This window comes from Xanthomonas sp. LMG 12462 (assembly GCF_009192885.1).
GTDB lineage: Bacteria > Pseudomonadota > Gammaproteobacteria > Xanthomonadales > Xanthomonadaceae > Xanthomonas_A > Xanthomonas_A sontii.
This window is the reverse complement of the sequence record NZ_NMPP01000073.1, coordinates 1-23,091: the sequence shown is the minus strand read 5'-3', so window position 1 is coordinate 23,091 and position 23,091 is coordinate 1. Positions and strand designations below refer to the sequence as shown.

The 23,091-nt window shown below is 69.3% G+C and carries 18 protein-coding genes; 14 read left to right on the top strand and 4 right to left on the bottom strand.

What is annotated here, in order from left to right; translation table 11 throughout:
• The 8 genes from CEK69_RS16130 to CEK69_RS16095 are packed head-to-tail and all read left to right on the top strand — an operon-like array spanning window position 1 to window position 12,093.
• Entirely contained in the window at window positions 1-2,085 is a 2,085-nt protein-coding gene (locus CEK69_RS16130; RefSeq protein WP_152246676.1) for a chemotaxis protein CheA, read from the top strand.
• A gap of 57 nt (window positions 2,086-2,142) precedes the next feature.
• Window positions 2,143-4,281 carry a methyl-accepting chemotaxis protein gene (locus CEK69_RS16125; RefSeq protein ID WP_152246674.1) on the top strand — a complete coding sequence of 713 codons (2,139 nt, stop codon included), beginning with the start codon at window positions 2,143-2,145 and terminating at the stop codon, window positions 4,279-4,281.
• Window positions 4,282-4,340: 59 nt separating this feature from the next.
• Window positions 4,341-6,335, top strand: a complete 1,995-nt coding sequence (locus tag CEK69_RS16120; RefSeq protein WP_152246672.1) for a methyl-accepting chemotaxis protein — start codon at window positions 4,341-4,343, stop codon at window positions 6,333-6,335.
• Window positions 6,336-6,372: 37 nt separating this feature from the next.
• Window positions 6,373-8,301, top strand: coding sequence for a methyl-accepting chemotaxis protein (locus CEK69_RS16115; RefSeq protein ID WP_152246670.1), 1,929 nt, complete (start codon window positions 6,373-6,375; stop codon window positions 8,299-8,301).
• A gap of 9 nt (window positions 8,302-8,310) precedes the next feature.
• The gene (locus CEK69_RS16110; RefSeq protein ID WP_026143817.1) at window positions 8,311-8,844 is read left to right on the top strand and encodes a chemotaxis protein CheW; all 534 of its coding nucleotides are present in this window, start codon (window positions 8,311-8,313) and stop codon (window positions 8,842-8,844) included.
• A gap of 49 nt (window positions 8,845-8,893) precedes the next feature.
• Window positions 8,894-10,165, top strand: coding sequence for an EAL domain-containing response regulator (locus tag CEK69_RS16105; RefSeq protein WP_152246668.1), 1,272 nt, complete (start codon window positions 8,894-8,896; stop codon window positions 10,163-10,165).
• A 16-nt stretch (window positions 10,166-10,181) separates the two neighbouring features.
• Window positions 10,182-10,988, top strand: coding sequence for a CheR family methyltransferase (locus CEK69_RS16100; RefSeq protein ID WP_026143818.1), 807 nt, complete (start codon window positions 10,182-10,184; stop codon window positions 10,986-10,988).
• A gap of 28 nt (window positions 10,989-11,016) precedes the next feature.
• Complete coding sequence (locus CEK69_RS16095; RefSeq protein WP_017909387.1) at window positions 11,017-12,093, top strand: chemotaxis response regulator protein-glutamate methylesterase; 1,077 nt, start codon at window positions 11,017-11,019, stop codon at window positions 12,091-12,093.
• Window positions 12,094-12,288: 195 nt separating this feature from the next.
• Here CEK69_RS16095 and CEK69_RS16090 read toward each other — a convergent pair whose 3' ends face one another.
• Window positions 12,289-13,107 carry an AraC family transcriptional regulator gene (locus tag CEK69_RS16090; RefSeq protein WP_152246666.1) on the bottom strand — a complete coding sequence of 273 codons (819 nt, stop codon included), beginning with the start codon at window positions 13,105-13,107 and terminating at the stop codon, window positions 12,289-12,291.
• 188 nt (window positions 13,108-13,295) lie between these two features.
• Here CEK69_RS16090 and CEK69_RS16085 point away from each other — a divergent pair, with 188 nt between their 5' ends.
• The 3 genes from CEK69_RS16085 to CEK69_RS16075 all read left to right on the top strand — a co-directional run bounded on the left by CEK69_RS16085 (window position 13,296) and on the right by CEK69_RS16075 (window position 17,669).
• Window positions 13,296-14,699 carry an MFS transporter gene (locus CEK69_RS16085; protein WP_017913263.1) on the top strand — a complete coding sequence of 468 codons (1,404 nt, stop codon included), beginning with the start codon at window positions 13,296-13,298 and terminating at the stop codon, window positions 14,697-14,699.
• Between the two features lie 29 nt (window positions 14,700-14,728).
• Window positions 14,729-16,714 (top strand): beta-L-arabinofuranosidase domain-containing protein, encoded by a 1,986-nt coding sequence (locus CEK69_RS16080; RefSeq protein ID WP_152246664.1) that lies wholly within the window; start codon window positions 14,729-14,731, stop codon window positions 16,712-16,714.
• Between the two features lie 232 nt (window positions 16,715-16,946).
• A complete protein-coding gene (locus CEK69_RS16075; protein ID WP_152246662.1) occupies window positions 16,947-17,669 on the top strand; it encodes a 4'-phosphopantetheinyl transferase superfamily protein in 723 nt (240 codons plus the stop codon).
• Window positions 17,670-17,802: 133 nt separating this feature from the next.
• Here CEK69_RS16075 and CEK69_RS16070 read toward each other — a convergent pair whose 3' ends face one another.
• The gene (locus tag CEK69_RS16070) at window positions 17,803-18,051 is read right to left on the bottom strand and encodes an SHOCT domain-containing protein (protein ID WP_152246660.1); all 249 of its coding nucleotides are present in this window, start codon (window positions 18,049-18,051) and stop codon (window positions 17,803-17,805) included.
• Window positions 18,052-18,087: 36 nt separating this feature from the next.
• A complete protein-coding gene (gene gpmA / locus CEK69_RS16065; RefSeq protein ID WP_010342084.1) occupies window positions 18,088-18,837 on the bottom strand; it encodes a 2,3-diphosphoglycerate-dependent phosphoglycerate mutase in 750 nt (249 codons plus the stop codon).
• Between the two features lie 231 nt (window positions 18,838-19,068).
• On the opposite strand from gpmA, the gene nfi reads away from it, so the two are divergent.
• From nfi to CEK69_RS16050, 3 genes are all read left to right on the top strand, one after another.
• A complete protein-coding gene (nfi, locus tag CEK69_RS16060) occupies window positions 19,069-19,776 on the top strand; it encodes a deoxyribonuclease V (RefSeq protein WP_152246658.1) in 708 nt (235 codons plus the stop codon).
• Between the two features lie 332 nt (window positions 19,777-20,108).
• A complete protein-coding gene (locus CEK69_RS16055; protein ID WP_017909379.1) occupies window positions 20,109-20,978 on the top strand; it encodes a pirin family protein in 870 nt (289 codons plus the stop codon).
• Between the two features lie 352 nt (window positions 20,979-21,330).
• Window positions 21,331-21,798 (top strand): hypothetical protein, encoded by a 468-nt coding sequence (locus CEK69_RS16050; RefSeq protein ID WP_010342081.1) that lies wholly within the window; start codon window positions 21,331-21,333, stop codon window positions 21,796-21,798.
• Between the two features lie 118 nt (window positions 21,799-21,916).
• Here the strand turns inward: CEK69_RS16050 and CEK69_RS16045 are convergent, their stop codons facing one another.
• Window positions 21,917-22,783: a pirin family protein gene (locus tag CEK69_RS16045; RefSeq protein ID WP_152246656.1), complete on the bottom strand. Its 867-nt coding sequence runs from the start codon at window positions 22,781-22,783 to the stop codon at window positions 21,917-21,919.
• Between the last annotated feature and the right edge of the window lie 308 nt (window positions 22,784-23,091).

Sequence of the window (23,091 nt, the reverse complement as noted above, 5' to 3'; positions counted from 1 at the left end):
ATGAACATGGATCAATTGCTGCAGACCTTCATCGCCGAGAGCCGCGACCTGCTCGAGGACATGGAACGCAACCTGCTGGAAGCCGAGCGCGGCGAAGCCGGTCCCGACGCGGTCAACGCGATCTTCCGCGCCGCCCATACCATCAAGGGCTCCGGCGGCCTGTTCGATCTGGCGCAACTGGTCGGCTTCACCCATGTGGTGGAGAGCGTGCTGGACCTGGTGCGCGAGCAGGCCGTCGCGCTGGATTCGGAGCTGATCCAACTGATGCTGGCCTGCTGCGACCACATCCGCACCCTGGTGGAAGCGGCCGCCGGCGCCGAGGCGGACGAAGTCACGCTGGCCACCGAGGGTGCGCCGCTGCTGGAACGCCTGCAGACCTACCTGCACCCTGCTGCCGCGCCGGCCGCCAAGGCCAGCGCCGCCGCAACGTCCGCGGCGCCGGCGCAGACCGGCTACTGGCGGATCTCGCTGCAGTTGTTCGCCGATGCGCTGCGCTTCGGCAACTCGCCGCTGCACCTGATCCGCTGCCTGCGCAGCCTCGGCAGCCTGGAAGCGGTGCGCACCCGTCACGAGCGCGTCCCGGCATTGCCAGAACTGGATCCGGAGGCCTGCTACCTGGGCTTCGACATCCTGCTGCGCAGCGACGCGCAGCAGGCCGCGATCGAGGACATCTTCGAATTCGTGCGCGACGACTGCGACCTGCTGGTGCTGGCGGCGGACCCGCACGGCGACGCCGCCAACCTGGATCTGCCGCTGCTGGTGGCCGAGGCCGGCAGTCAGGCCAGCGCCGACGACTTCGCCGGTTTCGAGAGTGCCGCCACACCGGAGGCCGCGCCGGCTGCAGCCGCACCGTCCGTGCCGAGTGCGCCGGCCGCGGCAGCGGCCCCCGCCGCCAATGCCGGCCCCGCCAAGGCCGCCGGCGCGCGCGGCGAAGGCGGCTCGATCCGCGTCGACGCCGACAAGCTCGACCGCATGATCGACCTGGTCGGCGAGCTGATCATCGCGGTCGCCAGCACCGGCGCCAACGCGCAGCGCACCGGCGATGCGCAATTGCTGGAATCCACCTCGATCCTCGCCGGCCTGGTCGAGGAGGTGCGCGAAAGCGCGCTGCAACTGCGCATGGTCAAGATCGGCGGCACCTTCAGCCGCTTCCACCGCGTGGTCCACGACGTGGCCCGCGAACTGGGCAAGGACATCGCGCTGGTGGTCAATGGCGAGGACACCGAACTGGACAAGTCGGTGGTGGAGAAGATCGCCGATCCGCTGACCCACCTGGTGCGCAACGCCATGGATCACGGCATCGAACCGGCCGAGGTGCGCCAGGCGCGCGGCAAGCCGGTGCGCGGCACGGTACGCCTCAACGCCTTCCACGATTCCGGCAGCATCGTCATCCAGATCAGCGACGACGGCGGCGGCCTCAACCGCGACCGGATCCTGGCCAAGGCATTGGAACGCGGCCTGATCGAACCCGGCCGCCAGCTCTCCGACCGCGAGGTGTTCGCGCTGATCTTCGAGCCTGGCTTCTCCACCGCCGAGAAGGTCACCAACCTGTCCGGCCGCGGCGTCGGCATGGACGTGGTCAAGCGCAACATCGCCGCGCTGCGCGGCAGCGTCGACATCAGCAGCCAGCAGGACGTCGGCACCACCATCTCGGTGCGGCTGCCGCTGACCCTGGCGATCATCAACGGCTTCCAGGTCGGGGTCGGCAAGTCGGTGTTCGTGGTGCCGCTGGACGTGGTCGAGGAATGCGTGGAGTTCGCACCGAACTACCAGAGCGAGTACATCGACCTGCGCGGCAACGTGCTGCCCTACGTGCGCCTGCGCTCGCTGTTCGCCATCGCCGGCGCGCCGCCGGCGCGCGAGAGCATCGTGGTGATCCGCCAGGGCTCGCAGCGGTTCGGCCTGGTGGTCGACACCCTGCTGGGCGAGTGGCAGACCGTGATCAAGCCGCTCTCCAAGGTCTTCGCCCAGGTCAAGGGCATCAGCGGCTCCAGCATCCTCGGCAGCGGGGGGGTCGCCCTGATCCTGGACGTGCCGTCGCTCATCGGCCAGTTGCAACCCGGCACCGAATCGCTGGCGGCCTGAACCGCCGCATCGCCTGCCGTCATTCCTACGTCACGCCATCAACCAGGAATCGCCGTCATGTCCCAGAACCGGATGCCCCTTACCACCCTGCCGACGGCCGCGGTCGTCGCCGTCGCCCTGCCCGCCGCCGCGGCCGTCGCGGCGCTGGCGCTGCCGCTGGCCGGCGGCCTCGCCTGGGCTGCGGTCGCCGTGGCCACGCTGGTCGCCGGCCTGGTGCTGGCCGGCAGCGTGCGTTCGGCGCAGCAAACGTCCGCTGCCGCGCAGCGCGAACTGGACCTGGCCCGCACCGGTCTGCAGGCGCTGGCGCTGGGCGAACTGGAGCGCGTGGACGCGACCGCCGGCGGCAGCGAGATCGGCCAGGCCCTGCTCGCCGCGCAGCGGCCGCTGCGGCAGTTGCAGGCCGACGTCGCGCACATGACCCGCGCGCACGCCGCCGGCGACTGCGACGTGATGCTGGATGCCGCGCAGTCCAGCGGCGCCTATCGGGCCGTGGCCGGCGACATCAACCAACTGGTCGGCGCCCACATCGGCGTCTGCAAGCAGGCGATCGATTGCGTGGGCGAGTTCGGCCGCGGCAACTTCGCCGCGCCGCTGGCCGCGTTCCCGGACAAGAAGGCCTACATCAACGACACCATCGAGCAGGTGCGGCGCAACATGCTCGGCCTGATCGCCGAAATGCGCCGCGTCGCCGAGGAGCACGATGCCGGCGAGATCGACGCCAGCATCGACAGCGCGCACTTCCAGGGCGACTTCCGCAGCATGGCCGACGGCATCAACCGCATGGTCGGCGGCCACATCGCGGTCAAGAAGCAGGCGATGGGCGTGGTCGCCGAGTTCGGCCGCGGCAACTTCGACGCTGGCATGCCGCAGCTGCCCGGCAAGAAGGCCTTCATCAACGACACCATCGAGCAGGTGCGCGGCAACTTCAAGCGCCTGATCGGCGAGATCGCGCGCATGTCCGACGAGCACGACAAGGGCGACATCGACGTGCAGATCGACTGCACCCATCTGGACGGGGAATTCTGCGCGATCGGCAAGGCCATCAACCGCATGGTCGCCGCGCACATCGCGGTCAAGAAGCAGGCGCTGGGCGTGGTCGCCGAGTTCGGCCGCGGCAATTTCGACGCGCCGATGCCGCAGTTGCCGGGCAAGAAGGCCTTCATCAACGAGATCATCGAACAGACCCGCGGCAATCTGCGCAGCGTCGGCGACGTGATCAAGGTGATGGGCGCGATGGCCGAGGGCGACCTCAGCCGCCAGGTGCAGGGCCACTACGAGGGTGCCTTCGCCGACATGCAGCGCTACGTCAACGCCACCATCGACAAGCTCACCAGCATCGTCAACGAGGTCAACGGCAACGCCGTCACCCTGGCCAGCGCCGCCGAGGAACTGTCCTCCACCGCGCAGTCGCTGAGCCAGGCGGCCAGCGAGCAGGCCGCCGGCGTGGAGGAGACCAGCGCCTCGCTGGAGCAGATGACCGGCTCCATCGCGCAGAACGCGGAGAACGCCAAGATCACCGACGGCATGGCCGCCAAGGCCTCGCGCGAGGCCGCCGAAAGCGGCGAGGCGGTCCGCGCCACCGTCTCGGCGATGAAGGAGATCGCACGCAAGATCGGCATCATCGACGACATCGCCTACCAGACCAACCTGCTGGCGCTGAACGCGGCGATCGAGGCCGCGCGCGCCGGCGAGCACGGCAAGGGCTTCGCGGTGGTCGCCGCCGAGGTACGCAAGCTGGCCGAGCGCAGCCAGGTCGCCGCGCACGAGATCAGCGACGTCGCCAGCACCAGCGTGAACCTGGCCGAGACCGCCGGGCGCCTGCTCGGCGAGATGGAACCGTCGATCCGCCGCACCTCCGACCTGGTGCAGGAGATCACCGCCGCCTCCGAAGAGCAGAGCTCCGGCGTCGGCCAGATCAACACCGCGGTGGTGCAGCTCAGCCAGACAACACAGCAATCCGCTGCCAACGCTGAAGAATTGGCCGCCACGGCCGAAGAAGTAAGCAGCCAAGCCGAACAGTTGCAAACGCTCATGAGCTTCTTCACCACCGGCGCCACGCCCACCCCGGCACCGGCCCCGCAGCCGCGGCGGCTGCCGACGCCGATGCAACGCGGGCCACGCGCGCGCAGCTTCGGCGGGCCTGCCGCCACGGCGCAGGCCGCACGCCTGGAAGAAGCCGCGTTCGTCTCGTTCTGATCCATCTCCGCACCGGCCCGGCAGGCCGGTGCCTCTCTATCCCGCACAGGTACCACGGCATGTCCAACTCCCTTTCGCTGTCCTCCAAGCTGTGGAGCGGCTCGGCCATCGCCATCGTGCTGCCATTGGCCGCCGCCGTGTGCGGGTTCGCCCTCGGCCTGCCCGCCGGGCAGACCCTGGCGCTGGGCATCGGCACCACCGTGCTCGCCGCCGCGATACTGGCTTTTACCGTCCACGCCATCACCCGCTCGCTGCGGATCGCCACCACCACCCTGGCGCGCTTCGCCACCGGCAACTTCGAGGTGGTGATGCCGACGGTGCGCAACGACCAGGCCTGCGAGGTGCTGCTGGCACTGCGCCAGGTGCAGACCGGCATGCGTCAGATCAACGACGAGATCGTGCGCATGTCGCGCGAGCACGATGCCGGCGACATCGACGTGGTGATCGACAGCCATCGCTTCGAGGGCGAGTTCAAGGTCATCGCCGAAGGCGTCAACCGCATGGTCGGCGATCACATCGCCACCAAGAAGAAGGCGTTGGCCTGCGTCGCCGAGTTCGGTCGCGGCAATTTCGATGCGCCGCTGGAGACGCTGCCGGGCAAGAAGGTCTTCATCAACGAGATCATCGAGCAGGTGCGGCGCAACATGCAGGGGCTGATCGCGCAGATGAAGCACATGTCCGCGCAGCACGACGCCGGCGACATCGACGTACTGATCGAGAGCCACCGCTTCGAAGGCGATTTCCGCAGCATGGCCGACGGCATCAACCGCATGGTCGGCGACCACATCGCCACCAAGAAGAAGGCGATGGCCTGCATCGCCGAATTCGGCCGCGGCAACTTCGACGCGCCGTTGGAAGCCCTCCCGGGCAAGAAGGCGTTCATCAACGACACGATCGAGCAGGTGCGTTCCAACCTGCGCGCGCTGATCCGCGACACCAGCCTGCTGGTCGACGCCGCCGCGGCCGGCCGTCTGGACGTGCGTGCCGACGGCAGCCTGCACCATGGCGACTTCCGCCGCATCGTCGACGGCGTCAACCTGACCCTGGACACGGTGATCGGCCCGCTGAACGAAGCCCGCGCCGTGCTCAAGGCGATCGAGGCCGGCGACCTGACCCGGCTGGCGGACGTGCAGTGCCAGGGCCAGCTGAAGGAACTGTGCGACAGCATCAATGCCACCGTCGCGCGCCTGGCGCAGGTGGTCGGCGAGGTCAACATCAACGCCGACGCCCTGGCCAGCGCCTCCGAGCAGGTCAGCGCCACGGCGCAGTCGCTGAGCCAGGCGGCCAGCGAACAGGCCGCCGGCGTCGAAGAGACCAGCGCCTCGCTGGAGCAGATGACCGCGTCGATCTCGCAGAACACCGAAAACGCCAAGATCACCGACGGCATGGCCGCCAAGGCCGCACGCGAAGCCAACGAAGGCGGCGATGCGGTGCGCTCGACGGTGGCGGCGATGAAGCAGATCGCGCAGAAGATCGGCATCATCGACGACATCGCCTACCAGACCAACCTGCTGGCGCTGAACGCGGCGATCGAGGCCGCGCGTGCCGGCGAGCACGGCAAGGGCTTCGCGGTGGTGGCCGCGGAGGTGCGCAAGCTGGCCGAGCGCAGCCAGGTGGCCGCGCAGGAAATCGGCCAGGTCGCCGAGTCCAGCGTGGAGCTGGCCGAGAACGCCGGCAAGCTGCTGGAGCAGATGGTGCCGTCGATCCGCCGCACCTCGGACCTGGTGCAGGAGATCACCGCCGCCTCCGAGGAGCAGACCTCCGGCGTCGGCCAGATCAACGCCGCGGTCGGCCAGCTCAACCAGACCACCCAGCAGGCCGCGGCCAACTCCGAGGAGCTGGCCGCCACGGCCGAGGAAATGAGCGGGCAGGCCGAGCAGTTGCAGCAGTTGATGAGTTTCTTCCGTACCAACCAGGTCGTGGCGCCGTGGCGTCCGAAGGCAGTCACCGCCGGTCCGTCCCGCAGGGCGGCGCCGGCGCGCAAGCGTGGGTTCGGCGAGGTCGGCCTGGCACTGGTGTCGGGGCCGGACGAAGCCCATTTCGATACGTTCTGACATCCACTTTCACGACATCACATCCAGGGGGATCACGATGTTCCAGCACATGAAGATCGGCACGCGCATCGGCATCGGCTTCGGCCTGGTGTTGCTGCTGCTGTTGGGGACCGGCATTTTCGCCACGATGCAGATGGCCAGGATCAACGGCTCGTCCACGGAGCTCGCCACCAACTGGATGCCCAGCGTGCGCAACGTCGAGGAGATGAGCGCGAACTTCAACAAGCTGCGTCTGCTCGAGTTGCAGCGGGTCGTCGCCACCAGTCCAGCCGAGATGCAGGATTACGACACGCGCATGCTCAAGACACTGGAGGCGTTCGAGAACAACAGGAAGACCTATGTCCCGCTGATCTCCTCGCCCGAGGAGCAGGCGCTGTACGCGGATTTCGCCAAGAACTTCGATCGCTACACCGAATTGCACAAGCAATTGCTGGCGCTCACCGCGCAGGGCAAGACCCAGGAGGCGACGGTCGTGCTGAACGGTGAGCAGCGGCAGATCTTCCGCAGCACCGCCGACGCGATCGACAAGCTGGTGGACCTGAACGTCAAGGGCGGCCAGGACGCCAGCGACCGCGGCGACGAACTCTATGCGTCCGCGCGCTCGCTGATCATCGCGACCATCGTGGCGGCGGTGCTGCTGGGCGCGATCGTGGCGTTCTTCATCGTGCGCATCCTCACCCGCCTGCTGGGCGGCGAGCCGGCCTATGTGGCCGAGATCGCCAACAAGGTGGCGCAGGGCGACCTCAACCTGGAGGTGGCGGTGCGCGCCAACGACAGCGGCAGCGCGCTGTATGCGATGCGGAGCATGGTCGAGCGGCTGAAGCTGGTGATCGACGGCCAGCGCCGTGTGGTCGCGGCCGCCAACCGCGGCGACTTCTCCGAGCGGATCGCGCTGGATGGCCTGGCGGGGTTCCAGCGTGAGATGGGCCAGGGACTGAACGATCTGGCGACCACGACCGGCGGCAGCATCCAGGACGTGGTGCGGGTGATGGGCGGCCTGGCCGAGGGCGACCTGACCCAGAGCATCGACAAGCACTACGACGGCGCCTACGCCGAGATGAAGAACTACATCAACGACACCATCGCCCGCCTGTCGCAGGTGGTCAGCGAGGTCAACGGCAATGCCGAATCGCTGGCCAGCGCGTCGGAAGAGGTCAGCGCCACCGCGCAGTCGCTGAGCCAGGCGGCCAGCGAGCAGGCCGCCGGCGTCGAAGAGACCAGCGCCTCGCTGGAGCAGATGACCGCGTCGATCTCGCAGAACACCGAAAACGCCAAGATCACCGACGGCATGGCCAGCAAGGCCTCCAGCCAGGCGCTGGACGGCGGCGAATCGGTGCGGGCGACCGTGCAGGCGATGAAGCAGATCGCGCAGAAGATCGGCATCATCGACGACATCGCCTACCAGACCAACCTGCTGGCGCTGAACGCGGCGATCGAGGCCGCGCGTGCCGGCGAGCACGGCAAGGGCTTTGCGGTGGTCGCCGCGGAAGTGCGCAAGCTGGCCGAACGCAGCCAGATCGCGGCGCAGGAGATCGGCGACGTCGCCAGCTCCAGCGTGGAACTGGCCGAGAACGCCGGCAAGCTGCTGGACGAGATGGTGCCGTCGATCAAGCGCACCTCCGACCTGGTGCAGGAGATCACCGCCGCCTCCGAGGAGCAGACCTCCGGCGTCGGTCAGATCAATGCCGCGGTCGGCCAGCTCAACCAGACCACCCAGCAGGCCGCGTCCAACTCCGAGGAGCTGGCCGCCACGGCCGAGGAGATGAGCGCGCAGGCCGAACAGCTGCAGCAGCTGATGAGCTTCTTCAAGGTGCAGGGCGCCCCGCCGGCCAGGACCGCGGCGCGACGTCCCGGCGCCGGGCGCGGCCGCAACGGGCAGGCCGGTCCCAAGCCGATCGCGCGCGTCGCCAACGGCCAGCTGGTCCTGGCGGATTCGCTCGACGAAGCCCACTTCGAAACCTTCTGAGACATGGCCATGAACGCTCCCGCTTCGCTCTCACCCTCCGACGCCGGCGACCTGGCCACGGACCAGTTCCTGACCTTCCTGCTCGGCAAGGAAATGTTCGGCGTCGGCATCCTCGGCATCAAGGAGATCATCGAGTACCGCACGCCGACCGACGTGCCGATGATGCCGCCCGCGTTGCGCGGGGTGATCAACCTGCGTGGCGCCGTGGTGCCGGTGGTTGACCTGCAGCAACGCTTCGGCCGCGCGCCCAGCGAGATCAGCAAGCGCACCTGCATCGTCATCATCGAGGTGGCCAGCGGCGAGGAACGCCAGGTGCTGGGCCTGCTGGTGGATGCGGTCAGCGAGGTGCTGGAGATCGCCACCGCCGACATCGCGCCGCCGCCGGCCTTCGGGACCGGCATCCGCCGCGATTTCATCCACGGCATGGGCAAGGTCGGCGAGCGCTTCGTGATCCTGCTCGCCGCCGATGCGGTGCTGGCGCCCCAGGAGTTCGCCAGCATGACCGCGCTCGACGCCCACCTGGAAGAAGGCATCGCCGCCTGAGCGGCCGTTGCCACTTAGCGCCCCGCCCTTTCCTCGAAACGGATTTCGCATGCCCACGTCCCCCGACACCGCCGCCCTGCACCACTTCGGCACGGTCCTGGTGGTCGACGACAGCCAGGTCCAGCGCGAACATGCGCTGGCCCTGTGCCAGCGCATGGGGGCGGTGGCGGTGGAAGGCGCGGCCGACGGCCATGCCGCGCTGGCACGGGTGACCCAGGGGCCGCCGCTGGGGCTGTTGATCGTGGATCTGGAAATGCCCGGCATGGACGGCGTGCAATTGCTCGACGCACTGGCCCGCTGCAGCGTGCGCGTGCCGATCGTGGTCGCCTCGCAGCGCGGCGCGGCCCTGATCGACTCGGTGCTGCAGGTCGGGCGCAGCAACGGCCTGCAAGTGCTGGCGGGGCTGGAGAAACCGCTGCGCGCCGCCCAGCTCGCGGCCGCGGTGCGCGCCCACGCGCCGAGCGCACCGGCGCCACGTGACGACGCCGAGGCGCCCGGCGAGGCGACCATGGCGGCGATGCTGCGCGAGGCACTGCAACACGGCGAGATCGAGGTGGCCTATCAGCCCAAGGTGGACATGCGCAGCGGCCGGGTCGGCGGCGTGGAAGCGCTGGCGCGCTGGCGCCATCCCAGCGCCGGGCCGATCGCGCCGGACCGCTTCATCGCCGTGGCCGAGCGCGAAGGCCTGATCCACGCGCTCACCGCCTGCGTCGCCGACCAGGCGATGGCACGGCTGGCGGCGTGGAAACAGGACGGGTTCCAGCTGACCCTGGCGTTGAACCTGTCGCCGAGCATGCTGCAGGACCCGAACCTGCTCGACGAACTGCTCGCGCTGCTGCGCCAGCATGGGCTGGCGCCGTCGGACCTGGTGCTGGAAATCACCGAAAGCTCGCTGGTCTGCGGCAGCGCACTGGGCATGCTGGCACGGCTGCGGCTGCAGGGCTTCGGCCTGTCGCTGGACGACTACGGCACCGGCTTCTCCTCGCTGCAGCAGCTCACCCGCATCCCCTTCACCGAATTGAAGATCGACCGCATCTTCGTCCACGACGCGCACCGCAGCCGCAACCTGCGCACGGTCCTTGAATCGGCGCTGGGCATGGCCCAGCGGCTGGGCCTGAGCACCGTCGCCGAGGGCATCGAAACGGTGGAGGACTGGACCCTGCTGCAGGAGCTGGGCTGCGACTTCGGCCAGGGCTACCTGCTGGCGCGCCCGCTGGGGGGCGGGGCGCTGCACGCCTGGCTGCTGGAGCACCAGCGCCTGCTGCAGGAACACGGCCCCACCGGCAACGCCAGCGTCCCCGCTCCCGCCCCTCCCCACTGACCGACCGGCCATGACCATGACCAGCCACGACACCATCACCGAGCAGGAATTCGGCCGGTTCCAGCGCTTCATCTTCGACGCCGCCGGCATCACCATCTCGCCGGCCAAGAAGGCCATGCTGTGCGGGCGCCTGGGCAAGCGCCTGAAGGCGCATTCGCTGCAGACCTACACCCAGTACCTCAAGCTGCTGGAAAGCCGCGAGGGCAGCGGCGAGGTGCAAACCGCGATCGACCTGCTGACTACCAACGAAACCTATTTCTTCCGCGAACCCAAGCACTTCGACCTGCTGCGCAGCATCGCGGCCGCGCACACCGGCAGTACGCCGTTCCGTTGCTGGAGCGCGGCCAGTTCCAGCGGCGAGGAGGCCTACAGCATGGCCATGGTGCTGGACGATACCCTGCAGGGCCGCCCCTACGAGGTGGTCGGCACCGACATCAGCACGCGCGTGCTGGCCAAGGCGCGGACCGGCCATTATCCGCTGCTGCGCATCGAGCACATGCCGCCGGCCATGCTCAAGCGCTACTGCCTCAAGGGCCGCGGCGAGTACGAGGGCAGCATGCTGATCGACCGCAAGATCCGCGACCATGTGCGCTTCCTGCACGCCAACCTCAACGCGACGCTGCCCAACCTGGGCCAGTTCGACGTGGTGTTCCTGCGCAACGTGATGATCTACTTCAACGGCCAGACCAAGCGCGAAGTGGTGGCGCGGGTGCTCGGCACGCTCAAGCGCGGCGGCATCTTCTGCATCGGCCACTCCGAAAGCCTCAACGACGTCAACGGCGACGTGGTGCAGATCGCGCCGTCGGTGTACCGCAAGCCATGAACCACGACGTCCCAGGAGGGAACCCCGCATGACCACGATCAAGGCCATGGTGATCGACGATTCGGCGGTGGTGCGCCAGGTGCTGGTCGCCGTGCTCAACGACGCGCCCGGCATCGAGGTCATCGCCGCCGCGGCCGACCCGCTGCTGGCGATGGACAAGATGCGCCAGCAGTGGCCGGACGTGATCGTGCTGGACGTGGAGATGCCGAAGATGGACGGCATCACCTTCCTGCGCAAGATCATGAGCGAACGCCCCACCCCGGTGGTGATCTGCTCCACGCTCACCGAGAAGGGCGCGCGGGTGACCATGGACGCGCTGGCCGCCGGCGCGGTGGCGGTGGTGACCAAGCCCAAGCTCGGCCTGAAGCAATTCCTCACCGACTCGGCCGAGGAAATGATCGCCACGGTGAAGAGCGCGGCGCGCGCCAACGTCAAGCGCCTGTCGGCGCGGCCGGCCGTGGCGCCGGCGGAGCCGGAGATCAAGCACACCGCCGACGTGATCCTGCCCGCGCAGGGCGGCCGTGCGCTGTCGCAGACCACCGAACGGGTGGTGGCGATCGGCACCTCCACCGGCGGCACCCAGGCGCTGGAGGAAGTGCTGACCGCGCTGCCGCGGGTCAGCCCCGGCATCGTCATCGTCCAGCACATGCCGGAGAAATTCACCGCCGCCTTCGCCGCGCGCCTGGACACGCTGTGCCAGATCTCGGTGAAGGAAGCGGCCAACAACGACCGCGTGGTGCCGGGACGCGCGCTGATCGCGCCGGGCGGCAAGCACATGCTGCTGCGGCGCAGCGGCGCGCAGTACTTCGTCGAAGTGCTGGACGGGCCGCCGGTGAACCGGCACCGGCCGTCGGTGGACGTGCTGTTCCGCTCCGCCGCGCGCGCCGCCGGCGGCAACGCGCTGGGCATCATCATGACCGGCATGGGCGACGACGGCGCGGTCGGCCTGCTGGAGATGCGCCAGGCCGGCGCACGCACCGTGGCCCAGGACGAACAGAGCAGCGTGGTGTTCGGCATGCCCAAGGAAGCGATCAAGCGCGGCGGCGCGGAGAAGATCCTCCCGCTCAACGCGATGGCGCGCGAGATCGGCCAGCAGCTGAGCTAGCCCACCAGCCGCCGCACCACCCTGCCGCAGGAGCGGCTGCAGCCGCGACGAAGCATTCCCATGAATGTCGGCGCGGCTGAAGCCGCTCCTGCAAACGCGGGCAGCCAAGCCCTGTCCCTGCCACACACCTTGCAGCGCGCAGCGGCGCAAGCAGGTTCGCGGCAAGCGGCGACGCACATGCGCCCGCAAGCCCCCTCACCCCGAATTGATGTGCTCCTTGCAGTACAGCCGCCGATACGCACTGGGGGTCATGCCCAGGCGCTGGCGGAACACGCGGCGGAAGTAGCCGCTGTCGCTGAAGCCGGCGCGCTGCGCCACGTCGTCCACCGCGCAGGTGTTGATCAGCAACAGCTTCTCGGCGAAGGCGATGCGCTGGCGGTGGATCGCCTCGGTCAGCGTGGTGCCGAAGCTGCGCCGGTAGATGCGGCCCAGATAATCCGGATTGCAGTGCAGTTGCGCGGCCAGCGACGAGGCGGTGAGCGCGGTGTGGAACTGGGTGCCGATCAGTTGCTTGGCACGGTACGCCAGCGCCACCCCGGCGCGTTCGGAATCGTGCGGATCCGGCCAGGCGCCGGCCACGCATTGCAGCATCGACAGCACGATCGGTTCCAGCATCGGCAGCGTGCGCCGTTCCTCCTGCTCGGCCAGGAACCAGCGGAACAGGCCGACGAAGCGATCCGGATCGCGGATCGCAGTGCGCTGCGGCATCGACAGCGCCACCGCGTTGTCCGCCTGCGCCACGCTCGGTTCCAGTTCGAAATGCACCCAATAGAACCGCAGGTCGTCCGGGAACTGGCCCAGGCCGGCGTGCGCGCGGCCGGGCCACAGCAACAGCGTCTCGCCGGGGCCGACGTGGAAGTCGTTGTCCTGTTCGCGAATCGAGAGGATGCCGCGCTCGACGAAGATCAGCTCGTAGGACTGGATCACCCGCGCCGGATGCGCACCCACGCCGCGGGAAATGAACAGGCCTCCGTTCTGCACCCGGATCGGATAGGCGACGGCGAATTCGAGCATGTCGGAAACGTCTCCCCTTGCCTGCGCGACGCTGCACTGCAGCATTCGAATGAGCGATGCCGCGCATGGACGCCGCGGCCACCGTGGTCGGAATCGTACCGGTTTTATACCGCACAGACTCTTGTCGCGGGTGCGCCGCCATGCCACTTTGCGCTGGCGCCGGACCGGGCGCGCCAGGAGCCGTTACGTTGACCGCGACCGCCATCGGCCACGCCACCGCAGACGCCGCACCGGCCGCGACCACGCCGCGTCTGTCGCGCCTGGAGAAATTCGGCTACGGCCTCGGCGATGCCGGCGGCACGGTGGTCACCTGCCTGATCGCCAACTTCCTCACCTTCTTCTACACCGACGTGTTCGGCCTGACCCCGGCGCTGGTCGGCACCCTGTTCACCGTGCTGCGCGTGGCCGACGCGGTGTCCGATCCGGTGATGGGCCTGATCGCCGACCGCACCCGCAGCCGCTGGGGCCGTTTCCGCGCCTGGCAACTGTGGGTCGCCGTGCCGATCGGCATCGCCTGCGTGCTGACCTTCAGCGCGCCGCAGCTGAGCGCCGGCGCAAAGATCGCCTACGCCTTCGCCAGCTATTTCCTGCTGTCGCTGTGCTACACCGCGATCAACGTGCCCTACTGTGCGCTGATCAACAGCATGACCGGCGACCACCGCGACGTGGTCTCGGCGCAATCCTGGCGCTTCGTGCTGTGCGGCATCGCCGGTTTCCTGGTGTCGGTCGGGCTGCCGTGGCTGGTGCGGGAACTGGGCAACGGCGACGCCGCGCGCGGCTACCAGCTCGGCGTGGGCGTGCTGGCGGTGCTGGCGGTGGCGATGTTCCTGTGCTGCTTCTTCGCCGTGCGCGAACGCGTGCCGGTCAGCCTGCTCGGCGGCGCCGGCATCGGCGCACATCTGCGTGGCCTGCTGCAGAACGACCAGTTGCGGCTGGTGCTGCTGATGTCGTTCCTGCTGATCAACGTCTACAACATCCGCGGCGGCGCCTATCTGTACTTCATCACCTACGTGCTCGGCGGCAGCAGCGGCTACGCCTCGCTGTTCTTCGCGATGGTGGCGCTGGCCACGGTACTCGGCGCGATCGTGGTCAACGCGCTGTGCCGCCGCTTCGATCCGCTGGCGCTGTACCTGCACACCAACCTGGCGCTGGCCGCGTTCGGCGTGGCGCAGTGGTGGCTGCCGACCGGACCGGCGCAGCAGACGCTGTGGCTGGGGGTGATCTTCGTGCACTGCCTGGTGCTGGGCTTCGCGCTGCCGCTGCACTTCTCGCTGATGGCCTTCGCCGACGACTACGGCGCCTGGAAGAACCGGGTGCGTTCCTCGGGCATCAACTTCGCCTTCAACCTGTTCTGCATCAAGCTGGCCTGGGCCTCGAGCGCAGTGGTGATCAGCGCGCTGTTCGTCTACGCCGGCTACCGCGCCGGCGCCGCGCAGCAGAGCCCCGCCTCGCTGCAGGCCATCACCCTGCTGGAAACCCTGATCCCCGCCGGCCTGCACCTGCTGCTGGCCGCGGTGATCCTGCGCTGCCGGCTGCGCCGGCCGCTGCTGGCGAATATCGCCGCCGATCTGGCCGCACGCCCGGTGCACTGACCTTCCCCACTCTCCAGGATCTCCGCTCCATGCCGCATTCGCCCGTGCCGTCCCCGGAACTGCCGCTCGCCCACCTGCGCATCGCCGATCCGTTCTGGCAGCGCTACCAGCGCCTGGTGCAGGAGGTGGTGCTGCCCTACCAGTGGGACGCGCTCAACGACAACGTCGCCGATGCCGAACCCAGCCATGCCATCGAGAACTTCCGCATCGCCGCCGGCCGCAGCGACGGCGCGTTCTACGGCATGGTGTTCCAGGACAGCGACGTGGCCAAATGGCTGGAAGCGGTGGCCTACCTGCTCGCACAGCATCCCGATCCGGCGCTGGAGCGCGATGCCGACGCCACCATCGAGCTGATCGGGGCCGCGCAGCAGGCCGACGGCTACCTCAACACCTACTTCACGGTGAAGGCGCCGCAGGAACGCTGGACCAACCTGGCCGAGTGCCACGAGCTGTACTGCGCCGGGCACATGATCGAGGCCGGCGTGGCCTACTTCCAGGCCACCGGCAAACGCACCCTGCTCGACATCGTGTGCCGGCTCTCCGACCACATCGACGCCACCTTCGGCCCCGGCCCCACGCAGTTGCACGGCTACCCCGGGCATCCGGAGATCGAACTGGCGCTGATGCGCCTGTACGAGGCCACGGGCGAGGCGCGCTACCTGGCACTGGCGCGCTACTTCGTCGAACAACGCGGCACCACGCCGCACTACTACGACGAGGAGTACGCCAAGCGCGGCCAGACCTTCTTCTGGGGCGGGCACGGCCCGGCCTGGATGATCCAGGACAAGGCCTACAGCCAGGCGCATCTGCCGGTGGCGCTGCAGGACACCGCGGTCGGCCATGCGGTGCGCTTCGTGTACCTGTACGCCGGCGTGGCGCACCTGGCCCGGCACAGCGGCGACGCCACCCTGCGCGCGGCCTGCGAGCGCCTGTGGGACAACGCCACCCAGCGACAGATGTACCTGACCGGCGCAATCGGTGCGCAGAGCTACGGCGAAGCCTTCAGCGTCGATTACGACCTGCCCAACGACACCGCCTACAACGAGAGCTGCGCCTCGATCGGGCTGATGATGTTCGCCAACCGCATGCTGCAGCTGGCGCCGGATGGCCGCTACGCCGACGTGATGGAGCGGGCGCTGTACAACACCGTGCTGGGCGGCATGGCCCTGGACGGGCGTCACTTCTTCTACGTCAACCCGCTGGAAGTGCACCCGCCCACGGTGCACGGCAACCACACCTTCGATCATGTGAAGCCCGTGCGCCAGCGCTGGTTCGGCTGCGCCTGCTGCCCGCCCAACATCGCCCGCGTGCTGACCTCGCTCGGCCACTACCTGTACACCCGCCGCGACGACACGCTGTACGTGAACCTCTACGTCGGCAGCGATGCGCGGTTCGAGGTCGGCGGGCAAACCCTGACCCTGCGCCAGCGCGGCGAATATCCGTGGCAGGACACGATCGCCTTCGAGGTGGAGTGCAGCGCACCGGTGGAGGCGGCACTGGCGCTGCGCCTGCCCGACTGGTGCCAGGCGCCGCAGCTGCGGCTCAACGGCGAGCCGGTGGCGATCGATGCGCACCGCCAGCACGGCTACTGCGTGCTGCGCCGGCGCTGGCAGTCCGGCGACACCTTGCAGTTGCGCCTGCCGATGCCGCCGATGCGGGTCAGCGGGCACCCGCGCGTGCGCCACCTGGCCGGCAAGGTCGCGGTGCAACGCGGGCCGCTGGTGTACTGCCTGGAGCAGGCCGACAACGGCGCCGACCTGCATCAGCTGCGCCTGCCGGCCAACGCCACGCTGCAGGCCGTACCCGGCACCGGCGCGCTCGCCGGTCAGGTGCTGCTGCAAGCCACCGGCGAACGCCTGCACGGCGACGTCGACGCCGCGGCCGCACCGCTGTACCGCTACGATGCGCCGCCGCCGACGCGGCAGCCGCAGCCCCTGACCTTCGTGCCCTACTTCGCCTGGGCCAATCGCGGCGAGGGCGAAATGCGGGTGTGGGTGGACGCCAGCAACGGCTGAAGGCAACGCTGCGGAACGTCTGCTGCAGGAGCGGGATCAGCCGCGACCGGCGTTACCGGAAACGCCGGTCGCGGCTGATCTCGCAGAAGGGGACAAGCGCCGTTCCTACCGGACAAGCTGTATTCGGATGAATCCTTGCGGAAACAGGTCACCGCAGCGATGCCTGCCCTGCGGCGCCTCATTGGCCGCATCGCACGCGCCGCACGGCCAGCGCACGCTCTAAGCTAGGGCCATGGATGCCCTGGCCCTCGCCACCCCGCCGTTCGCCCGGCTCGCTCTCGGCGCGCATCGCATCGCCGTGCCGGACGCCTGGCTGCTGCCGTTCGAGGTCGATGCCTTCGACAGCGACGATTTCCAGCGCCACCGCGTGCAGCAGCCGCCGTCGATCGCGCGCAGCGTGCGCAAGCGCCAGGCCGAGTACCTGGCCGGACGGCGCGCGGCGCTCGCCGCGCTGCGGGCGGCCGGCAGCACGGCCACTGACCTTCCAATCGGCCCCGACCGCGCGCCGCTCTGGCCGGATGGTTTCCTCGGCAGCCTCTCGCATACCGACGGCGTGGCGGTCGCCATCGCCATGCCGACGTCCGCCGCAGCCAACGGCATCGGCCTGGATATCGAACGTGTGGTGGCGGCGGACCAGCTCGAGGCGATCCGCAGCGTGGCCCTGGACGCCAGCGACTGTGACGCATTGGCTGCGCTCGCCCGCGTCCGCGGCTGGCCGTATGCGCTGACCCTGGGCTTCTCGGCGAAAGAGAGTTTCTACAAGGCCACCGCGGCGACCGTCGGCCGCTTCTTCGATTTCGACGCCTTGCGCATCGAAGGCTGCGACCCGGCCAGCGGCAGCGTGGAGACGCGGATCGCCACGCCGCTGGCGCCGCCCTTGCCGGCCGGACAAGCGCACCGTCTGCGCTGGGTGGACGTGCAGCCCGGGCTGCTGCTCACCAGTTGCGTCTGGTAAGGAGATTCCGGGGTTACGCCGTTGCCGCGCAGCTGCGGCAACGCGCGCGGCATGCAACACGCGGCGCGGCGTCGACACCGCACTTGCGCTTGGCAGGCCGCCAGAACGCGGCGCCTGCCGAGGCATCACACACTCACAACGCGGCCAGGATCTGCTCGCGCCGGCGCGTGTACTCCGCCGCATCGATCAATCCCTGCGCCTTCAGCTGCTCCAGCGCGCGCAGGCGCTGCTCGACCGAGCCGGCGGATGGCAACGGCGGCGGCGCCGCGGCCGGCCGGCGCCGCTGGGCGCGGATCGCCAGCCACACCACCATGCCGACCAGCAGCGGCAAGGCGAGCACGACCAGCAGGATGAGCCAATGCCAGATACTGAATCCACCCATCGCGTTCTCCTGCCGGCCGCGTGCCGATCCTGGTGCTTACTTCGCCTTGCCCTGATTGGCCACCGCTTCGGCGGCCTTCTTGGCCGCTTCCGGATCGCCCAGGTAGCGGTAGGACTGCACCTGCAGGCTGTCGTCCAGTTCGAACAGCAGCGGGATGCCGGTGGGAATGTTGAGTTCGAGAATTTCTTCGCGCGAGACGTCGTTCAAGTACTTGTACAGCGCGCGCAGCGAGTTGCCATGGGCGGTGACCAGCACGGTCTGCCCGGCCTTGAGCTGCGGCGCGATGGCGTCGTGCCAGTACGGCAGCACGCGCTCGAGCGTGGTCGCCAGCGATTCGGTGGCCGGCAGCGCGTTGCGGTCCAGGGTGGCATAGCGGCGGTCGTGCAGCGGATGGCCCGGATCCTCGGCGTCCATCGGCGGCGGCGGGATGTCGTAGGAGCGGCGCCAGATCTTGACCTGGTCCTCGCCGTGCTTGGCCGCGGTCTCGGCCTTGTCCAGGCCCTGCAGGCCGCCGTAGTGGCGCTCGTTGAGACGCCAGCTCTTGTGCACCGGCAGCCAGTCCTGGTCGAGTTCCTTCAGCGCGCCCTGCAAAGTGTGGATGGCGCGCTTGAGCACCGAGGTATGGGCGACGTCGAACTGCAGCCCCTCCTCGCGCATCAGCCGGCCGGCGGCCACGGCTTCCTGGCGGCCCTGCTCGGTCAGGTCGACATCGACCCAGCCGGTGAAGCGGTTATCCAGGTTCCACTGGCTCTGGCCATGGCGCAACAGTACGAGTTTGCGGGTCACTGCGACGGTCTCCGTTGGGGGATGCGTGGGTCGTGCGGCCCTGGATTGTAGCTCTTGGCTGGGAATGGGGAATCGGGAATGGGGAATCGTTGAAGCGGTTCCCGCGCGGCTCTGACCAGCAGGCGGCGCTTGGCTGTCCGGCTTGCTGGAGAACAAAGCCGTTGCGATTCCCCATTCCCCATTCCCAGCCTCTCCACACCCCAGCCACGAAGACGGCGCGATCATCGGCGCATGGACACTTCTTCGCACTCCGTATTCGGCGACTGGGACGGCAGCATCGTGCAGGCGCGCGCGCTGCAGGCGACGCTGGCGCGCCAGGTCAGCCTGCAGGACGAGGTGCCCGATCCGCCGCGCTGGCTGGCCGGCTTCGACGTCGGCTTCGAGGACGACGGCCAGGTCACCCGCGCCGCCGCGGTACTGCTCGACGCGCAGACCCTGCAGCCGCACCAGGCCGAGATCGCGCGCGTGCCCACCTCGATGGCCTACGTGCCCGGCCTGCTCAGCTTCCGCGAACTGCCGGCCTTGCTGGCTGCGCTGGGTCTGCTGCGGCAGCGCCCGGACCTGGTGTTCGTCGACGGCCAGGGCATCGCCCATCCGCGCCGGCTCGGCATCGCCGCGCACTTCGGCGTGGTCACCGGGCTGCCCAGCATCGGCGTGGCCAAGACTTTGCTGGCCGGCCGCTTCGAGGAGCCCGGCGCGCAGGCCGGCGACCACAGTCCCATCGTGCATCGCGGCGAGGTGGTCGGCTGGGCGCTGCGCAGCAAGCTGCGCTGCAATCCGCTGATCGTCTCGCCCGGCCATCGTGTGGCGGTGGACAGCGCGCTGCAGTGGACCCAGCGCTACCTGCGCGGCTATCGTCTGCCGGAACCGACCCGGCTGGCCGATCGGCTGGCCTCGCGCCGCGGCGAGGTGCCGATCGCCCAGCCGGGCTTGCTGTAGCCTCGGCATCCGCTGGCGCGACTGCGAAAGCGCACTCGCCGCATCCGCACTGTCGTGTCGCGTCCGAAACGGACGCGTTGGATTGAAACCACATGGCGTTGTCCCCACCGGCGTCGTCGATCGGTCGCCCCCGCCCGGGGGCGTGGATCCACGCAGTCGCCTGTCGCCTGCATCGTGTCGCGATGCGCACCTGCGAACGCGCATCACCTGCGCAAGAGAGGCGCACACCAGGCGCCGCGGCACGCGGAACATTGCGTCTTGCGCCGCCAACGTCCGTGCCACGCGTTCGCATGCGAAGCTTGCGCTCCGTTCCTGCCACCACGAGCGCCGGCATGCCCACCCTGATCGCCCCCCGCGTCCACGATATCGGCGGCTTCGAAGTGCGCCGCGCCGTCCCCAGCGTGCAGGCGCGCAGCGTCGGCCCCTTCGTCTTCATCGACCACATGGGGCCGGCCGTGTTCGAGCCGGGCCACGGCGTGGACGTGCGCCCGCATCCGCACATCGGCCTGGCCACGGTCACCTTCCTGTGGTCCGGCGAGATCGGCCACCGCGATTCGCTCGGCTCCGACCAGGTGATCCGCGCCGGCGACGTCAACTGGATGACCGCCGGCCGCGGCATCTCCCACTCCGAACGCACACCGACCACGCTGCGTGAGCATGCGCATCCGCTGCACGGCATGCAGACCTGGGTGGCGCTGCCGAAATCGGCGGAAGAAACCGCACCGGCGTTCTACCACCATGCCGCGGCCAGCCTGCCGCAGCAGCGCCGCGACGGCGCGTGGCTGCGGGTGATCGCCGGCCGCGCCTACGGCGAGGAATCGCCGGTCACGGTGTTCGCCGACACCCTCAACGTGGCCCTGGACCTGGAAGCGGACGCCGAAATCGACCTGGACGCGCGGCACGTCGAGCGCTCGCTGTACATCCTGGAAGGCGAGGCGCAACTGGACGGCGTGGACATTCCGGCGCGGCACCTGGTCCTGCCCGAGCCCGGCGCGCGCGGGCGGCTGCGCGCCAAGACCCCGCTGAAGGCCATGCTGATGGGCGGGGAACCGCTGGATGGCCCGCGCCACCTCTGGTGGAACTTCGTGTCCAGCTCGGTGGAACGCATCGAGCAGGCCAAGCAGGATTGGCGCGAGGGCCGCTTCGGGACGATCCCCGGCGACGACCAGGAATTCATTCCGTTGCCCGAACCCGGCCGCTGAGCCGGCGGCAGGCCTGCATCGGGCCAACCGGGCCGCTGCCCTACGCGAAACGCCACCGCCCTCGCCCCCCCGCGATCCGCGCCCGCAACCGCCTGATCGGCGCAGCCGGGCGGGTGCCGGCATGCCGTACCACGCGTACGGATGTTCCGGAATCCGCATCCCAATTGTCAGCGCGGCCATGCTGGGCTATGGTGCAGACGCGGCCGCGCACGCGTGACCGCACACGGGACACGCACTGCGTCGGGGGATGCACTGCCGGGATCCCGCACAGGATGGGCGCTCCCGCAGACGACGCCACAGGCGTGCGTATGGATCGAACGCGTCGCATCGCGGCGTATGGGGAACATCGCGAATGAAGACACTCTTGCGCAAGGCGCTGCTGACCGCTGCGGCGGCGTTGCCCGCCGCTGCCGCCACCGCGCAGCAGGCACAGAACTGCCCACCGCTGCCGCCGCAGAGCAAACTGCAATGGAGCGAACGCAGCGACAAGGGCTTCATCGTCTGCCGCGCCAGCGATGCCGACGGACGTCAGGTGCTGGGCATGATGCTCACCGCGCGCGACCCGAACATTCCGCTGCAGCGCACGCTGCGCGAGGAAAAGGGCGCCATCGCCGGCGAAGCGGTGTATTGGTACCGGCCGGATGTGGGCGGTGTCGAGTTGCCGAACCAGGCCACACGCCGCATCACGGTTGCGGAACTGAAGAAGGACCAGTACGCACAGGTGTGGATCGATGCCGCCGACGCCCAGGAACTGCAGACACTGCAATCGCTGGTGCAGGGGCTGGACATGCGCCAGTCGAGCCTGGCGCTGGAGCGCTGAGGCGGCGCACTGCGCCATGCAATGCAGCCGCGACGGCGTTATCGGGAATGCCTGCCGCGGCTGAGGCCGCTGCTACGAGGAAACAAACCCTCGCACCACATGCGGCGCGAACGCGCGCTCAGAAGCGCCCTTCCTGGAAATCCACGAAGGCCTGCATCAGTTCCTGGCGCGTGTTCATCACGAACGGCCCATGCCGCGCGACCGGCTCGCGCAACGGCCGTCCGGCGACCAGGATCAGCCGCGCGCCCTGCGTGCCGGCCTGCACCTGCAGCAGGTCGCCGCCGCCGAGCACCGCCAGCGTCTGCGCCGGCAGCACGCGCGCCGCCTCGCCCTCGCCCAGTGCCGCCTCGCCCTCGAACATGTAGGCGAAGGCGTTGTGCCCGGACGGCAGCTCGAACGCCCAGCGCGTGCCGACGTCCAGCGCGATGTCCAGATACAGCGGGTCGGTGGCCGGCTGCGCGATCGGGCCGTGCACCTCGCCGACCTGGCCGGCGATCACCTTGACCGTCACCCCCGGCGCCGGCTGCGCCACCGGGATGCGCTCGGGCGCGAATTCCTGGTAGCGCGGCGCGGTCATCTTGTCGCGCGCCGGCAGGTTCACCCACAACTGGAAGCCGCGCATGCGCCCCTGCCCCTGTTCCTGCTCCGGCATCTCCGAATGCACCAGGCCGCGGCCGGCGGTCATCCACTGCACGCTGCCCGGGGTCAGCAGACCCTCGTTGCCATGGTTGTCCTTGTGCCGCATGCGCCCGTCGAGCATGTAGGTGACGGTCTCGAAGCCACGGTGCGGATGGCTGGGGAAGCCCCCGATGTAGTCCTCGGCCCGCTCGGTGCCGAACTCGTCGAGCAGCAGGAACGGATCCAGTTCGGGCAGCGCACCGCCGCCGATGACGCGGGTCAGCTTGACCCCATCGCCGTCGGCGGTGGCATGGCCGCGAATGGCACGCAGGATGCGCGCGGGGGCGACGGTGGTGGAAGCGGTCATGGCGGACGATCTCCTGATGAGCTCCCTACTGTGGGTGCCGCCGCCACCGCGGCCAACCGCGACCGGCGCAACCCATCGTTCCATCGTCTGCGGCGACTGGTTCGCTTCTCCCACCGGGAGAAGGTGCCCCGTAGGGGCGGATGAGGGTGCGGGCGTAGTTTCGTGCGCAGGCTGGCTTCGCGAGGGCTTCGCCCCGGTCCCTCACCCCCACCCCCCTCCCGCAGGGGGGGGGGTTGGGGTGGGGGGCCTGTTTCTTTTACCCCTCTGACGCTGTCGTCGAGCTTATGGGCGTTCAGTTTCTGTTACCG

Bases quoted from the DNA above. Each gene is read 5' to 3' on its own strand.
- CEK69_RS16045 (WP_152246656.1), bottom strand. From the start codon at position 22,783: ATGACCGCTTCCACCACCGTCGCCCCCGCGCGCATCCTGCGTGCCATT.
- CEK69_RS16120 (WP_152246672.1), top strand. From the start codon at position 4,341: ATGTCCAACTCCCTTTCGCTGTCCTCCAAGCTGTGGAGCGGCTCGGCC.
- CEK69_RS16090 (WP_152246666.1), bottom strand. From the start codon at position 13,107: ATGCTCGAATTCGCCGTCGCCTATCCGATCCGGGTGCAGAACGGAGGC.
- CEK69_RS16105 (WP_152246668.1), top strand. From the start codon at position 8,894: ATGCCCACGTCCCCCGACACCGCCGCCCTGCACCACTTCGGCACGGTC.
- CEK69_RS16070 (WP_152246660.1), bottom strand. From the start codon at position 18,051: ATGGGTGGATTCAGTATCTGGCATTGGCTCATCCTGCTGGTCGTGCTC.
- CEK69_RS16110 (WP_026143817.1), top strand. From the start codon at position 8,311: ATGAACGCTCCCGCTTCGCTCTCACCCTCCGACGCCGGCGACCTGGCC.
- CEK69_RS16080 (WP_152246664.1), top strand. From the start codon at position 14,729: ATGCCGCATTCGCCCGTGCCGTCCCCGGAACTGCCGCTCGCCCACCTG.
- CEK69_RS16115 (WP_152246670.1), top strand. From the start codon at position 6,373: ATGTTCCAGCACATGAAGATCGGCACGCGCATCGGCATCGGCTTCGGC.
- CEK69_RS16100 (WP_026143818.1), top strand. From the start codon at position 10,182: ATGACCAGCCACGACACCATCACCGAGCAGGAATTCGGCCGGTTCCAG.
- CEK69_RS16130 (WP_152246676.1), top strand. From the start codon at position 1: ATGAACATGGATCAATTGCTGCAGACCTTCATCGCCGAGAGCCGCGAC.
- CEK69_RS16055 (WP_017909379.1), top strand. From the start codon at position 20,109: ATGCCCACCCTGATCGCCCCCCGCGTCCACGATATCGGCGGCTTCGAA.
- CEK69_RS16075 (WP_152246662.1), top strand. From the start codon at position 16,947: ATGGATGCCCTGGCCCTCGCCACCCCGCCGTTCGCCCGGCTCGCTCTC.
- CEK69_RS16125 (WP_152246674.1), top strand. From the start codon at position 2,143: ATGTCCCAGAACCGGATGCCCCTTACCACCCTGCCGACGGCCGCGGTC.
- CEK69_RS16050 (WP_010342081.1), top strand. From the start codon at position 21,331: ATGAAGACACTCTTGCGCAAGGCGCTGCTGACCGCTGCGGCGGCGTTG.
- CEK69_RS16095 (WP_017909387.1), top strand. From the start codon at position 11,017: ATGACCACGATCAAGGCCATGGTGATCGACGATTCGGCGGTGGTGCGC.
- nfi (WP_152246658.1), top strand. From the start codon at position 19,069: ATGGACACTTCTTCGCACTCCGTATTCGGCGACTGGGACGGCAGCATC.